Source organism: Bacillus sp. FJAT-45350 (genome assembly GCF_002335805.1).
In the GTDB taxonomy this organism is placed as follows: Bacteria; Bacillota; Bacilli; order Bacillales; family NISU01; genus FJAT-45350.
The window spans coordinates 648,690-664,637 of the sequence record NZ_NISU01000001.1; the positions used below are offsets into that span (position 1 = coordinate 648,690).

13 protein-coding genes are annotated in these 15,948 nt (G+C 35.7%); all 13 read left to right on the forward strand.

Going from position 1 to position 15,948, the window contains the following annotated elements; translation table 11 throughout:
* Positions 1-30 precede the first annotated feature (30 nt).
* The 13 genes from CD003_RS03220 (at position 31) to mutS (ending at position 15,887) form a co-directional block, all read left to right on the forward strand.
* The gene (locus CD003_RS03220) at positions 31-1,446 is read left to right on the forward strand and encodes an NAD-dependent succinate-semialdehyde dehydrogenase (RefSeq protein WP_096202232.1); all 1,416 of its coding nucleotides are present in this window, start codon (positions 31-33) and stop codon (positions 1,444-1,446) included.
* Positions 1,447-1,605: 159 nt separating this feature from the next.
* Positions 1,606-2,529 carry a 2,4-dihydroxyhept-2-ene-1,7-dioic acid aldolase gene (hpaI, locus tag CD003_RS03225; RefSeq protein WP_096199448.1) on the forward strand — a complete coding sequence of 308 codons (924 nt, stop codon included), beginning with the start codon at positions 1,606-1,608 and terminating at the stop codon, positions 2,527-2,529.
* Between the two features lie 151 nt (positions 2,530-2,680).
* Positions 2,681-4,156, forward strand: coding sequence for a 5-carboxymethyl-2-hydroxymuconate semialdehyde dehydrogenase (gene hpaE, locus CD003_RS03230; protein ID WP_096199449.1), 1,476 nt, complete (start codon positions 2,681-2,683; stop codon positions 4,154-4,156).
* A gap of 60 nt (positions 4,157-4,216) precedes the next feature.
* Positions 4,217-5,692, forward strand: coding sequence for a 4-hydroxyphenylacetate 3-monooxygenase, oxygenase component (hpaB, locus tag CD003_RS03235; protein ID WP_096199450.1), 1,476 nt, complete (start codon positions 4,217-4,219; stop codon positions 5,690-5,692).
* Positions 5,693-5,970: 278 nt separating this feature from the next.
* On the forward strand, positions 5,971-7,077 hold the full coding sequence (locus tag CD003_RS03240) for a TRAP transporter substrate-binding protein (RefSeq protein ID WP_096199451.1): 1,107 nt from the start codon (positions 5,971-5,973) through the stop codon (positions 7,075-7,077).
* A gap of 27 nt (positions 7,078-7,104) precedes the next feature.
* Positions 7,105-7,593: a TRAP transporter small permease gene (locus tag CD003_RS03245; RefSeq protein ID WP_096199452.1), complete on the forward strand. Its 489-nt coding sequence runs from the start codon at positions 7,105-7,107 to the stop codon at positions 7,591-7,593.
* A complete protein-coding gene (locus CD003_RS03250; RefSeq protein ID WP_096199453.1) occupies positions 7,583-8,890 on the forward strand; it encodes a TRAP transporter large permease in 1,308 nt (435 codons plus the stop codon). Before CD003_RS03245 ends, CD003_RS03250 begins: the two co-directional genes overlap by 11 nt.
* 32 nt (positions 8,891-8,922) lie before the next feature.
* Positions 8,923-9,375, forward strand: a complete 453-nt coding sequence (locus CD003_RS03255; protein WP_096199454.1) for a pyridoxamine 5'-phosphate oxidase family protein — start codon at positions 8,923-8,925, stop codon at positions 9,373-9,375.
* A gap of 162 nt (positions 9,376-9,537) precedes the next feature.
* Positions 9,538-9,969, forward strand: a complete 432-nt coding sequence (locus tag CD003_RS03260; protein WP_096199455.1) for a universal stress protein — start codon at positions 9,538-9,540, stop codon at positions 9,967-9,969.
* A gap of 267 nt (positions 9,970-10,236) precedes the next feature.
* Positions 10,237-11,742: a tRNA (N6-isopentenyl adenosine(37)-C2)-methylthiotransferase MiaB gene (gene miaB / locus CD003_RS03265; RefSeq protein WP_096199456.1), complete on the forward strand. Its 1,506-nt coding sequence runs from the start codon at positions 10,237-10,239 to the stop codon at positions 11,740-11,742.
* Positions 11,742-12,176, forward strand: a complete 435-nt coding sequence (locus CD003_RS03270; protein WP_096199457.1) for a RicAFT regulatory complex protein RicA family protein — start codon at positions 11,742-11,744, stop codon at positions 12,174-12,176. The genes miaB and CD003_RS03270 overlap by 1 nt, the downstream gene beginning before the upstream one ends.
* Positions 12,177-12,531: 355 nt before the next feature.
* Positions 12,532-13,101 carry an outer spore coat protein CotE gene (locus tag CD003_RS03275; protein ID WP_096199458.1) on the forward strand — a complete coding sequence of 190 codons (570 nt, stop codon included), beginning with the start codon at positions 12,532-12,534 and terminating at the stop codon, positions 13,099-13,101.
* Positions 13,102-13,283: 182 nt separating this feature from the next.
* Positions 13,284-15,887 carry a DNA mismatch repair protein MutS gene (gene mutS / locus CD003_RS03280; RefSeq protein ID WP_096199459.1) on the forward strand — a complete coding sequence of 868 codons (2,604 nt, stop codon included), beginning with the start codon at positions 13,284-13,286 and terminating at the stop codon, positions 15,885-15,887.
* Positions 15,888-15,948 lie beyond the last annotated feature (61 nt).

The window sequence follows — 15,948 nt, forward strand, 5'->3', positions numbered from 1 at the left end:
TTCAGGGAGGGAAACATGGAACAGTACAAGATGTATATCAATGGCGAATGGGAAGAAGCAGATTCACAAGAAACAATAGCAATAGAAAATCCAGCGACTAAGGAAACCATTGCATATGTACCAAAAGGAGGGACAGCAGAAACTGAACGTGCAGTAACTGCAGCTGACGAAGCTTTGAAATCATGGAAATCAAAAACAGCCTATGAACGTAGTGCAGTACTAATGAATTGGTACAACTTAGTAAATGAAAATAAGGAAGACTTAGCAAGAACGATGACAAAAGAGCAGGGGAAACCACTAGCAGAAGCAATAGGTGAAATTGATTATGCAAATAATTACATTTTATGGTATGCAGAGGAAGCAAAACGAATTTACGGCGAAACAATACCTGCTTCGCATCAAAATAAGCGTTTACTTGTAATAAAACAGCCAGTCGGTGTAGTAGCAGCTATTACGCCTTGGAACTTCCCAGCGGCAATGATTACTCGAAAGGCTGCGCCTGCATTAGCTGCAGGTTGTACAATTGTTGTAAAGCCAGCTAAGCAAACACCACTTACAGCAATTAAGTTAGCTGAACTTGGACATAAGGCTGGTATTCCTAAAGGTGTATTAAATGTTGTTACTGGTGATTCAGGTAAAATTGGGGATGTGTTGCTTAATGACACTCGAGTGCGAAAATTAACATTTACCGGTTCTACTGAAGTTGGTAAAACACTTATGAAACAAGCGGCAAATACGATGAAAAAGCTATCACTAGAGCTTGGAGGGCATGCACCTTTCATTATTATGGGGGATGCTGATTTAAGAAAGGCAGCTCAAAATTTACTAGGTTCAAAGTTTCGTAATGCAGGTCAAACATGTGTATGTACAAATAGAGTATATGTAGAAGAAACTGTAGAGCAAGATTTTATTAAAGTGTTTAAAGAGGAAGTAGACAAGATTAAAGTTGGTAATGGTTTAGTTGAAGGCCACTCAATGGGTCCTCTAATTGATGAGAATGCAATTCTTACCGTTGAAAATCAAGTATCTGATGCTATTTCGAAGGGGGCCACTCTTGAATGTGGAGGAAAACGTATAGCTGATGAAACAGGCTATTATTATGAACCTACACTTATTTCGAAAGTAACTGATGACATGTTATGTATGAATGAGGAAACATTTGGACCACTAGCACCAATCACGACTTTTAAAACTGAAGATGAAGTGATTAAACGAGCTAATAATACGCCATATGGTTTAGCAGCATACTTATTTACTAAAGACATAAGTCAGGCAGTGAGAATGTCAGAACAACTTGAATATGGAATTGTTGGCTTAAATGATGGATTACCATCTACTGCACAAGCCCCATTTGGTGGTATTAAAGAGAGTGGGATGGGCCGTGAAGGTGGACACCATGGCATTGAAGAATATTTAGAAATTAAGTATTTGTCATTAGGTATCTAAGTTAAAAACTGTCTATTCTAAAAATTTTAAAAAAATATATTTTTTTACTTTAAATCATATATGATTTCGTATATAATACTAATTAAGGGAATTATTAAACAATTCTCAAAAATATACTTACTTATAAAATAGACCAGTAAAAGGAAGGTTGGATTTAAAATGGATAAAGTTAAATATCTAAAAGAAAACTTAAGAGGTTCAATCGCACCAGTAATCACTCCATTCGATGCAAATGATAATGTTGATTATGATAAGTTAGCTGAACTAGTAAACTGGCAAATAGAAAATGGTAGTCATGCAATCTCTGTAACTGGAACTTCTGGTGAACCTAGCTCATTAACAGTAGAAGAACGTGTAAAAGTTATGGAAACTGCAATTAAAGCAGCAAACGGAAGAGTACCTGTAGTACCTGGTACTGGTTCAACTAACCATCAAGAGACTCTATATTTAACGAAGAAAGCTCAAGAATTAGGCGCTGATGGTGCAATGGTTATCGTACCTTATTACAACAAGCCTAACCAAGATGCACTTTACAAGCATTTCAAAGCAGTTGCTGATTCAGTAGCAGACTTCCCGTTAATCGTATATAACATTCCTGGAAGAACAGCTGTTAACCTTGAGGTTAAAACATTAGCTAGAATTAATGCAGATTGTCCGAACATTATTGGTGCTAAAGAATCAAACAAAGATTTCGAGCATGTGAATCGTGTACTTTTACATTGTGGAAGAGATTTCCTATTATTCTCTGGTATCGAATTACTTTGCTACCCAATGTTAGCAATCGGTGGTGCTGGTTCAATTAGTGCAACTGCAAACGTAGCTCCTGCTAAAGTTGCTGAAATGCACAATGAATTCGCTGCTGGGAATATCGAAAGAGCAATTGAATTACATTACGAGTTAATGCCATTAAACGATATTCTATTTGCTGATACGAATCCAGCTCCGGTAAAAGCTGCATTAGGAATGATGGGTAAAATCACACCAAAATTACGTATGCCAATGGATTTACCAACAGAACAACTTCAAGCTGAAATCAAAAAAGTTCTTGTTGATTATGGAATTATTGAAAAAGTTAATTCTTAATCAATAATAAATCCAGAGCCTACTTTTATATGCTTACTCTAACTAGTGTAATTAGATACAAAGGATATGGTGAGCAGTTCTAACATAAAGGTAGGTTCTTATTTCAACAGAATGTAAGCGAATACATTCAATAACCAAGGGGGACTATAGCATGGAAATTAAACCAACAGTTCTTCACTACATAAATGGAGAATTCGTAGAAGGTACAAAGAAACAACAGTTTGATAACATTTGTCCTTTTTCAAACGAACCTATTAATAAAGTAAGTGAAGGTCATAAGGAAGATATCGATTTAGCAGTAGCAGCTGCAAGAGAAGCTTTCGATAACGGTCCGTGGAAAAAGATGAAACTGGCTGAAAGATTAAAGTATATTTACAAGATTGCAGATCTTATTGATGAACATATTGATGAAATTGCACATCTTGAATCGAAAGACACTGGGCTACCTATTAGTCAAACGAAAAAAATGACGTCGAGAGCTTCACAAAATTTCAGATTCTATGCTGAAATGGTAAATACGAAATTATATGGTGAAGCGTATCAAGTGGATGATGAGTTCATTAACTATACTGTTCATTCACCAGTTGGGGTAGCGGGTCTAATTACACCTTGGAATGCTCCATTTATGTTAGAGACTTGGAAGGTTGCTCCTTCTTTAGCTACAGGTAATACAGTAATTTTAAAACCAGCTGAATGGTCTCCATTATCAGCAAATAAGTTAGCGGAAATTATTGACGAAGCAGGATTACCAAAAGGTGTATTCAATATCGTCCATGGCTTTGGTGAAACAGCTGGTGCATCATTAGTAGCTCATCCTAATGTTAATATGATTTCTTTCACTGGCGAAACTACTACAGGTGCTGAAATTATTAAAAATGGTGCAGATACTATGAAGCGTTTTTCAATGGAGCTTGGTGGGAAGTCACCAATTATCGTTTTTGATGATGCTGACTTTGAAAGAGCACTGGATGCTTGTATCTGGGGAATCTTCTCTTTCAATGGAGAAAGATGTACAGCTAATTCACGCTTATTCATTCATGAAGATATCAAAGATGAATTTGTTGCTAGATTAAAAGAGCGTGTTGATAACATTCGAGTGGGTGCTCCAGATGATGAAACTACACAAGTTGGGCCTTTAATTCACAAGGTACACCAAGAGAATGTATTGAACTATATTAATATCGCTAAAGAAGAAGGTGCTGAAGTCTATAGTGGTAAAGTACCTGATGAGTTCTCAAATGGAAACTATATTGCACCTACACTTCTATTAAATGTGACAAATGATATGACTGTTGCACAAGAAGAAATTTTTGGACCTGTAATGGCTGTCATTTCATTTAAAACAGAAGAAGAAGTAATTAGAATGGCAAATGACATTAAATATGGATTAGCAGGTTATGTTTGGACGAAGGACTTCACAAGAGGTCATCGTGTAGCAAATGCTATTGAATCAGGAATGATTTGGGTTAACTCACAAAATGTCCGTGATTTAAGAACACCATTTGGTGGTTCTAAATATAGCGGTATTGGTAGAGAAGGTGGCCATTATGGCTTTGAGTTCTACACAGAAATTAAGGTAATTCATCTAGCTGTTGGTGATCATCATATTCCTCAATTCGGTAAGTAAAAGAGGGACATGATTACAATAAAAATAATAGATAATTAAATTTTCTAGGAGGGGTATTTAATGGGAGCAAGAACTGGTAAAGAATACTTAGCGGCACTAGACGCAGCACAAAATAATGTATGGATTCACGGGGAAAAAGTGGAGAAAGTTTCAGAACATCCAGCATTTAAAGGTATTGTACAAAGCATGGTTGAATACTATGATTTACAACATGAGAGAGCGGATAAAATGCTTTACACGTCACCGACTTCAGGGGAAAAAGTTGGATTATCATATATCGCACCGAAAACTATTGAAGACCTAGTAAAACGTCGTGAAATGATCACTGAATGGGCTAGATATTCTGGTGGTATGATGGGACGTTCTCCAGACTATTTAAATACTAGTATCATGGCTTTTGGTACTGCTTTTGAATATTTCGGACAAGGAGATTCTCGTTTTGCAGAAAATGCTAGAAACTACTATGAATACTGTCGTGAAAATGACATTAGCTTAACTCATACGTTAATTCATCCTCAAGCAAACCGTTCAAAAATTCAATCTGAACAAAATGATCCGTTCTTATCAGCTCGTGTTGTAGAAGAGACGGACGAAGGAATCATTATTAAAGGGTGTCGTTTATTAGCTACTTTAGGTGGAGTAACTGATGAGATTGTTATCTTCCCGTCAACTCTTAACGTTGTTGATGAGAAAGATAAGCCATATGCATTTGCAGCAGCTATTCCAAACAACACACCTGGTCTTAAGTTCATGTGCCGTGAATCATTTGATTATGGTAAGAACGTTTGGGATCATCCAATGGGTGCTCGTTATGATGAAAGTGATGCTATTGTTGTATTTGATAATGTATTAATCCCTTGGGATAGAGTATTTATCTATCAAAATGCGAAATTATGTCAAGGAACTTACCCAGGAACTCATGCTGTTCATCATATGGCACACCAAGTTGTTGCTAAAAACACAGCTAAAACTGAGTTTTTACTTGGTATTATTCTTCGTATCATTGATGCTGTTGGAATTGAAAAATTCCCTCACGTTAAAGAAAAAGCTTCTGAAGTTATGATTGCTTTAGAAACAATGAGATCACATTTATTCCGTGCAGAGCAAAATGCAACTCTTGATCAGTATGGTAACATGACTCCAGAATTTGCACCTTTAAATGCTGCAAGAAACTGGTATCCTAAAATGTACCAACGTATCGTAGAAATCTTAAAAATCTTAGGTGCTTCTGGATTAATGGCAATTCCAACATTAGCTGACTTTGAAAATCCAGAAACTGGAGAAGATATGGTAAGATACAACCAAGGGGCTAACATCGATGGATTAGAACGCGTACAGCTTTATCGTCTAGCTTGGGATGTTTGTATTAGTGCATTTGGTAACCGTCAAGCTCTTTATGAGTACTACTTCTTCGGAGATCCAGCTCGTATGTCTAATGTATACTATGATATGTTTGAAAAGGATCAATATGTAGATTTAGTAAATAGTTTCTTATCAAGAGCAGATCATTTAAGCAAAAGTGTTGTTAAAGCTTAAAAGAGTATATGAGTTTTAGAAAAAGGTGGTTATTTAACCACCTTTTTTTAAAACACTAGAAAAATACGACAAAAATTCCGGTTATTCGACTGTTATTTTTCTAAAGAATCTAGCATATTATCAACGTTTTTAAGTAATTATATATTATTTAATATATTTTTTTAAATAATTTCTGAAAAATCACTTTTTTTAGTTAAGTAGATTTGATATAATGAAAGCGTTAACACGTTAAAGAAACGTTAACACTATTTTGCATCATACAAAAAGGGGGAGTAAGAATGATTAAGAGAGTGGGAAGTAGCAAGAAAATCTTGTTTGCTGCAATGTTAGCATTATTCATGATTTTCATGGCGGCATGTGGTTCTCAAGACACAGCACAAGAGCAAGATTCTGGTAGTAGTGATGGTGAAGCTAATGATGGTGGGGAAGTAGTAGAAGAGGGTGGAACTCATAATTTCATGATTTCTCATTTCTTGCCAGGTAATCATCCGATCCATATGGATGTGTTAGTACCGTTTGTTAGTGATTTAGAAGAACAATCTAACGGAAGAATTACGGCAGACATTTATGACAACAATCAATTAGGTGCACCAGGTGCTCATTACGATATGACAGTAACAGGTGAAGCTGACATTGGTTTAAGTGTTCATGCATACTCAGCTGGTAGATTCCCAATTTCTACGATCATTGATTTACCTTTCTTAGTAGATTCAGCTGAAAAGGGTGGAGAGATTTTCTGGACTTTATTTGAAGAGTTTGAAGAGTTACAAGCGGAACATGGTGAAACTACACCTTTATTCCTATTCTCTGCAGAACCTGCACAATTCTTAAGTCCTGATAAAAAAATTGAAACACCTGACGATTTAAGAGGTTTACGTGTACGTACGCCATCTCCAGCAGGTGCTCAAATGCTTGAAGCTTTAGGTGCAACACCAGTAACAATGCCAATGGGAGAAGTTTTTGAAGCTTTAGAAAGAGGAGCAATTGACGCTGCAATGGTACCATTCTCTACAATTGCTGACTACAGCTTCCACGAAGTTGTTAAATATGCGACTGTTGGTAATTTCTCAGCTACTCCATTCTTCTCAGTAATGAATACTGATGAGTATAATAGCCTATCTGATTCAGATAAAGCATTATTAAATGATTTAACACAAATAGACATGTCAATGCATGCTGGAAGAGTATTTGATGCAGCAGGTCAAAATGGCTATGACGAAGGAACTGCAAATGGTGTTGAATACATCGAACTTACTGGTGAAAACTTAGCAGCTTGGGAAGATGCTTTCCAATCAATCATTGAGAAATGGATTGAAGATATGGAAGCACAAGGTGTACCAGGGCAAGCAATGTATGATCGTGCACTTGAAATCAGAAACAACTAAATCTAGACAAAAAGAAGTGATTTTACTATGAAGAAACTCATTCACATACTAAGTCAAGGGCTACATTATGTAGCCCAGCTTATTTTACTAGCTATGATGCTTATGATAACATTTGATGTTTTAGGGCGCTGGCTATTTAACCTACCTGTTAGGGGTACTTACGATTTCACACAATCAGGACTTTCAATGGTTATTTTCTTAGGGTTAGCCTATACACATTTACTTAAAGAACATATTACAATTGACTTTCTCGTTGAAAAGTTCCCAGAAAAAGTTCAACACATCATGAATAGTGCTATCAATTTTTTTATAGCAGGTGTGATGAGTTTAGTAACTGTTCAACTATGGAATAATTCACAACGATTACTTAATTCAAATACTGTTACCGGAGATTTAAATTGGCCGATTTATTTATTTGCTATATTGGCGGCAATCGGTACTGGTGTTTTTGCTTTAACTGCAGCAATGAATGCAATAGCTTACGTACAAAAGGTGGTTAAGAAAAATGAGTCCTGAAATGATTGGAGTATTAGGGATTGTCCTGTTATTAGTTTTATTTATTCTAAAAGTTCCAGTAGGTATTGCCTTACTAGTGGTTGGATTAGTAGGAACTGGGATTATAAGAGGATGGGACATTGCTTTATTACAACTCGGCCGAACGCCTTTTGATACAGCATTTTCTTACTCTTTAAGTGTTATACCCTTATTTATATTAATGGGTATGGTTTTATCTTATTGTGGATTAGGTAAAGATTTATATCGTGCGGTGGATAGCTGGGTTGGTCATATGCGTGGTGGTTTAGCAATGGCTACAATCGGTACGGCTTCTATATTTTCTGCTATATCAGGTTCTGTAAATGCTACTACTGCAACAGTTGCGAAGATTACGTTACCAGAAATGTCGAAATATAATTACAAGCCGAGTTTGTCTACAGCTTGTGTAGCTGCTGGAGGAACTCTAGGAATCTTAATTCCACCAAGTGTTATTCTTATTTTATATGGAATATTAACGAGGGAGAATATTGGTTCTCTATTAATTGCAGGTATAATTCCTGGGATTTTACAAATTATTCTATTTTTAATTACGATTCAAATTCTCATTCGCCGTGACCCTAGTTTAGCCCCTGTAAGAGCAAATGTTGCACCTCTTTCAGAGAGACTTTCTAGTCTAAAAGGTGTTTGGCCAATTGCAGCACTTTTTGTTATTAGTGTTGGTGGTATTTACGCAGGTATCTTTACACCAACTGAAGCAGCTGGTGTTGGTGCAGCTGGAGCGTTCTTATTTGCCCTTATAACTAGAAGATTAAATTTTAAAACACTTAAAGCATCAATGGATGATAGTGTTCGTTTAACAGCGATGATTTTCTTAATTTTAATGGGAGCTAACCTTTTTAGTCAGTTTTTAACAATAAGTAGAATTCCAGTTCAAGTTACAAACTATGTAAGTAGTTTAGATTTAAACCCGTATATAATCTTGTTTTTAATCTTAATAGTTTTATTTATATTAGGATTATTTATAGAAGGCTTATCGATATTTGTGTTAACATTGTCTATATTACATCCAATGGTAACAGCTTTAGGTTTTGATGGAATTTGGTTTGGTGTTATTATGGTAATGGTAGTAAATATCGGTTTATTAACACCGCCATTAGGGGTAAGTATATTTGTAATTAAGGGTGTTGCCAGGGATATTCCAATCCAAACGATATTTAGAGGTGTTACACCGATGGTAATTGCGATGGTTATTTGTACAGCAATTCTTATCGCATTCCCTCAATTAGTTACTTTCTTACCTGATTTAATGAGAAGTTAGTATGAATAATTAGTTTTGAAAGGGATGGTAAAATGAGTAAAAATGAACCTATTACAACTTTAAGTCAAGAATTACAAGATAAGCTAAATGATGAAGCACTGATACTAATCTCAACTATTGATGAGACAAATACTCCGAATGTTTCGGCAATCTCTTGGGTAAAAGCAGTAAGTGAAAGTAAACTTCGCTTTACTGTAACAAATAATTCAAGAATTGTTTCAAATATTCAACATAATAATAAAGTAGTTTTAAATTTAATTGGCCTTGGGAATGTGTATTCAATCCAAGGAACTTGCAATATTCTTGAAGATGTAATGGATGGCGTTGCTATGAAGCTATCAAAAATCGAAGTAGATATAGACCAAGTTTTTGAAAGCATGTTCTGGGGTGCTGAGATTGTTCAAGAACCAAAATATAATAAAACGTACAACCCAGAAAAAGCAAAAGAGTTAGATGTACAAGTATATGCAGCTTTATTAAAATAGTTACAAAGAAAAAGTGCCTAATGAGGCACTTTTTCTTTGTGTATATAAAAACATAGAATAATCAGAATATTTTTAAAAATAAATGAAAATGTGTTATATAATTATAAATTTAATGGTAAAATTAAGTAACTTTATTTACTTTATAATTTTGGAGGGATTGTAATGTTTAGTTTTTATTCTAGAATAGTTATTGCTTATGATGGATCCTCTTTAGGAAAGAAAGCTTTAAGTATGGCTAAGGAGCTGGCACAACAAGATAAACGTGTTGAAATTCATGTACTTAATGTTATTAATCCAAAATACTTAGGGAGTGAATTTGGAGTTTACGATGCAATAAAAGAAGAGCAACAGAAGAAGATTGAAAGGATATTAGATGAAGTAAAAGAAACATTACAACCTTTAGAAAACAAACAAGATTATGTTATTTTGAAAGGGAATCCAGCAGAAATGATTATAGATTATGCAAAAAATAGAGATGTAGATTTAATAGTAATTGGTAGTAGAGGTTTAAGTAAGTTTAAGGAAATGGTGTTAGGTAGTGTCAGTCATAATGTTGTTCAACATGCACATTGCCCAGTTTTAATAGCTAAATAATAGAATGGTGTGGTAGAGACGTCCTATTATAGGGGCGTCTTTTCTTATAAATTAATAGAGTATGAAACTTAGATAAAGCATAGGCTTTTTTACTAGTTTTTCAATAGAGAAAAATGAAGCCGTTTTGTGAAAACTCTAATAGTTGCTTTGATTGTTGATAGAACTTATACTATACTACTATGGTAGTGTAATTATTCGCCTAAATGGCATAAAAATAAAAAATATAGCAATAGAAAAGTAAGCTTACTATTGGAAGGAGTTACAACTATGACAACAAGTAATAACGATAATTCTTCGGTCTTAAAAACCGAAAAGGATTACGATAAGTATTTTCAACCACCGAGTTTAAAAGATGCGAAGCGTAGAGGAAAAGAGGATGTACAAGTTCATTACGACTTTGAAATTCCTGATGAAATGAAGTTAATCGGGAAAGGGAAGAAGTTCCTTGTTCGCACATATGGTTGTCAAATGAACACACATGACTCTGAAAATATGGCTGGAATTCTTCATGAAATGGGATTTGAAGCTACTGAAAATACGAAAGAAGCAGATGTTATCCTATTAAACACTTGCGCAATTAGAGAAAATGCGGAAAATAAAGTGTTTGGTGAAATTGGACATTTAAAGCCATTAAAGCAAGAAAAGCCTGAGTTAATTATCGGTGTTTGTGGTTGTATGTCTCAAGAGGAAGCAGTTATTAACCGTATCTTGCAAAAGCATCAGCACATTGACCTTATTTTTGGTACTCATAATATTCACCGTCTCCCTCATTTAATGAAAGAAGCTATTCTAGGGAAAGAGATGGTTATTGAAGTATGGTCTAAAGAAGGAGATATTGTTGAGAATATGCCTCGTGTACGTCAAGGAAGTACTCAAGCATGGGTAAACATTATGTATGGTTGTGATAAATTCTGTACGTATTGTATCGTTCCTTACACACGTGGGAAAGAGCGTAGTCGTATGCCCGAGGATATTATCAGTGAGGTACGAGATTTAGCTCGTCAGGGATATAAAGAGGTAACTTTACTTGGTCAGAACGTAAACGCTTATGGAAAAGACTTAGCGCTAGACAAAGAGTACGGGCTAGGTCAATTGATGGATGAACTACGTAAAATAGATATTCCTCGTATTCGTTTTACAACGAGTCATCCTCGTGACTTTGATGATTACTTAATTGATGTGTTAGCTCAGGGTGGAAACTTAGTTGAGCATATTCACCTACCAGTTCAGCATGGTAATACAGAGATTCTGAAATTAATGGCTCGAAAGTATACACGTGAACAGTATCTTGAATTGGCAGGAAAAATTAAAAAAGCAATTCCTAACGCAAGCTTTACTACAGATTTAATCGTAGGGTTCCCAAATGAAACAGATGAACAATTTGAAGATATGCTTTCTTTAGTGAAAGAAGTTGAATTTGATAGTGCTTTTACGTATATCTATTCACCTAGAGAAGGAACTCCAGCTGCGAAAATGGAAGACAATGTTCCGATGGAAGTAAAGAAAGAACGTTTAGCTCGACTAAATGCCCTAGTTAATGAAATTTCAGCAAAGAAAAATCTTGAGTTCCAAGGTAAAGTAGTAGAAGTACTTGTTGAAGGTGAAAGTAAGAAGAATCCTGACGTATTAGCTGGACGTACGCGAACAAACCGTCTAGTTAATTTTAGAGCACCTAAAACGGTTATCGGCCAAATTGTTTATATAAAAATAACTAATGTAAAGACGTGGTCTTTAGACGGAGATATGGTAGAATTAGCTGAGGTGAAAAAATAATGAATAAACAACTATATACTAAAGATGAAATTGTTCAAAAAGCAAAAGATTTAGCTAAGATGATTGCAGAAACGGAAGAAGTTGAATTTTTTAAACAAGCTGAAAAGCAAGTAAATGAAAATGAAACAGTACAAAAGTTAATTTCAAAAATAAAGAGACAGCAAAAAGAAGCTGTAAATTTACAACATTATGATAAGCGAGAGGCTCTTAAGCAAGTAGAAGAGAAAATAGATGCTCTTCACAATGAGATTGATGAAATTCCTCTAGTTCGTGAATTCAAGCAAAGTCAAATGGATGTTAACCATTTACTTCAATTAGTATCTTCAACAATTTCTAATACTGTAACGGATGAAGTAATTTTATCGATGGGTGGAAATGTCCTACAAGGTACAACAACGAATAAATCTCGTGGCGGTGGCTGCGGTTCTTGTTAAATTGCAAGCGTCTCAAAGGGGTACAAACCTCTTTGAGACGCTTTTTGTTTAGGTAAATAAAACTGTACCTAACTATTTAATGAACTTGAGTCATAAATCCATTTTTCGTGACATATTGTTGTAAGGATTATGGCTTTCCTTCGTTTTATCGTTAAAAGGAAAGTGGTTTTAATTAACTGGTGAAGTTTTACTCACCTGTTTGGAATTCTTCTTCTTTATACTCATACAATTATCATTTCATCTCATTTTATTCGATTTTTTTGGAACAATGGTCATTCGCCCTGCATAGGATGGAAGTGAAGAAAAAACGGCTTTCGCGGTTGCAAGTTTAGATTTGAATGAGGAGGGTTTATACATGGCACAGACAGATGGAGTAAACTACCGTGAGATTATAACGAAAGCGGTATGTGGTAAGGGAAGAAAGTTTTCACAGGCAAGCCATACGATAAGTCCGGCTAGTAAACCAACTAGTATTTTAGGGTGTTGGATCATTAATCACAAGTATGAGGCTTCGAAAAAAGGGGATTCTATTGAAGTGATTGGGAGCTATGACATTAACTGTTGGTTCTCTCATAGTAGCAATACGAAAACGCAAGTAGCTACTGAAACAGTCACATACACAGATGTTGTTCCATTGTCGGTAAGAGATGAAAATGTAATGTCTGATGATTTAGAAGTAATTGCACGAGCAATTCAGCAACCGAACACTCTAGAAGCAACAATTTCGCCAAATGGATCTACTGTTGTTGTCCAAGTGGAAAGAGAATTTCTTGTGGAAATTATTGGTGAAACAAAAGTTTGCGTTGCAGTAAATCCAGAAGGCTGCATTGATGAAATTGAAGCAGCAGATTGGCAAGAGCAAGTCGATGATGAAGAGTTTGAAGACTTAGATCCAAACTTTTTAATGGGTGATTTAGAAGAATAATAATTGAAACATTGAACTAGGAAGGGGGTCACTACTTCCTAGTTTTTTTTCGTTTTCTTAAGATGATTTTACGACAGCTTACATTTCATAGAAGAATGGAAGTTGCTCTATTTACCACCTGATGAAACTACTCCTCTATGCTATAATTAATGTAGAAAAATGAAGAACGTTGGAGGAGAAACATGTCACAGCAAACGCCAATGATAAAACAATATCTAGAAATTAAGGCACAGTATGAGGATGCCTTTTTATTTTTCCGTTTAGGGGATTTTTATGAACTGTTTTTTGAGGATGCCAAGAAGGCAGCGCAGGAATTGGAAATCACATTAACAGGACGTGGAGCAGATAAAGAGAAAATACCAATGTGTGGTGTTCCTTACCATTCAGCAGAAAATTACATCACTCAGTTAATCGCAAAAGGGTATAAGGTTGCGATTTGTGAGCAAGTGGAAGACCCTCGTCAGGCAAAAGGGGTTGTGAAAAGGGAAGTAGTTAAACTTATAACACCTGGTACAGTAATGGACGGAAAAACAATTAATGAGAAAGAAAATAACTTTATTGTTGCGATCACTGATTTTCGTGACGGGAGCTTCGGATTTGTTCGAGCTGATTTAACAACTGGTGAAAGCTATGTCACTTTACTACAAGGAGATATTGATGAGGTTGTTCAAGAGCTTGCATTAACGGGAGCGAAGGAAGTCATTTTGTCTTCTGATTTTGATGAGCTATACCAAAGTAAGTTAACACAAATTTTAGATTTAACAGTTTCATATGAAGGTGAAGAAAGCTTACCAGAAATGTATAAACATCTTTGCGAAGAAATAGGTCAAAATAAATTAATTACATCATTTGCGAGGCTTTGTCACTATTTAATTCGTACGCAAAAAAGGTCACTAGACCATTTGCAAAAAGTACAGCACTATACTACAAATCAATACTTGAAAATTGACCTTCATTCTAAGAAAAATTTGGAGCTAGTTGAAACCAATCGTGAGAAGAAGAAAAAGGGATCATTATTGTGGATATTGGATCAAACGGTAACAGCAATGGGAGGAAGGTTACTCAAGCAATGGGTCGAACGTCCGCTAATTAATCAAGAACTGATTGAAAAGCGAGTGAGTATGGTAGAGGTATTATATGAGCAACTGTTTGAGCGCGAGGATTTACGAGATGAATTAAAGCTAGTTTATGATTTAGAAAGATTAGCAGGTAAAGTTGCTTATGGGAATGTCAATGCCAGAGATTTAGTTCAACTACGTCAGTCGTTACAGCAAATCCCTCATATTGTTGCTAAAGTGAATGGATTGAGCAATAGCTATGGTAACGAATTAGTTTCTGGTGTTGATTGCTGTGAAGAGTTATTAGACCTATTAGAACAAAGTCTAAACGACGACCCACCATTGTCAATTAAAGAAGGTGGGATGATTCGTGAAGGGTACAATCTCGAATTAGACCAATATCGAGATGCGAGTATTAATGGTAAGACGTGGATAGCTCAACTAGAAAAGAAAGAGCGAGAAGAAACAGGGATTAAATCGTTAAAAATTGGCTACAACAAAGTATTCGGTTACTATATCGAAGTCACTAGGTCTAATTTGCAACACCTTACAGATGGTCGTTATGAGCGGAAACAAACGTTATCGAATGCAGAACGTTTTATTACGCCAGAACTAAAGGAAAAAGAGGCTCTTATTCTTGAGGCAGAAGAGAAGATAGAGACACTTGAATATGATTTATTTCTTTCAATAAGAGAAGAGGTTAAGCAGTTTATTTCTCCGCTCCAGTCATTAGCAAAGTGTATTAGCACTATTGATGTCCTGCAAAGCTTTGCGACTGTCAGTGAACAGCAACATTACACGAAGCCAAATTTCTCCAAAGAAAGAGAAGTAAGAATTATAGATGGACGTCATCCTGTCGTTGAGAAAGTAATCCCTAGAGGGGAATATGTAGCAAATGATGTTTCCTTACAGCCAGGTAGGGAAGTACTCCTTATTACAGGACCAAATATGGCTGGGAAAAGTACTTACATGAGACAGTTAGCACTAATCTCTGTGATGGCTCAAATGGGTTGTTTCGTACCTGCGACAGAAGCTACATTGCCAATTTTTGATCAAGTTTTTACAAGAATTGGTGCAGCTGATGATTTAGCAAGTGGTCAAAGTACGTTTATGGTTGAAATGCTTGAAACAAAACATGCACTTACGAAGGCTACACAAGATAGCTTACTGTTGCTAGATGAGATTGGGCGAGGAACTTCTACGTATGACGGGATGGCGTTAGCACAATCGATTATTGAATACATTCATACGAATATCGGCGCAAAGACATTATTTTCCACTCATTATCACGAATTAACAGCGTTAGAAAATATATTAGAGCATCTTAAGAATGTTCATGTGTCTGCAGTAGAAAAGGACGGGAAGGTTGTTTTCCTTCATAAGGTTGTTGATGGACAAGCTGACCGAAGCTACGGTATTTATGTTGCTGAGCTTGCTGAGCTTCCTAAAGAGGTTATTTCTCGTGCTGAGGCAATTCTAACAGATTTAGAGCAGTTTAATAGAGATGGGAAGGAAGCTGTAGTTAGTCAGCCGATTCAGGTTCATGAGGCAGAGCAAATTTCACTATTTCCTTCAGAGGATGTGGATTCTTCTACTAAGGAAAAAAAGATAAGTTCAGTAGAAAAGAAGATTATTGAAAACATACGTAAGGCTGATATTTTAAATATGACGCCAATTGAAGCATTACAACAGCTTAATGAGCTTCAAAAGAAACTTCGATTGAAGTAGATATTGATATAGCTACCACACGTTGCGTACTTGCTCACGGAATTCACATATAGCAAGATTT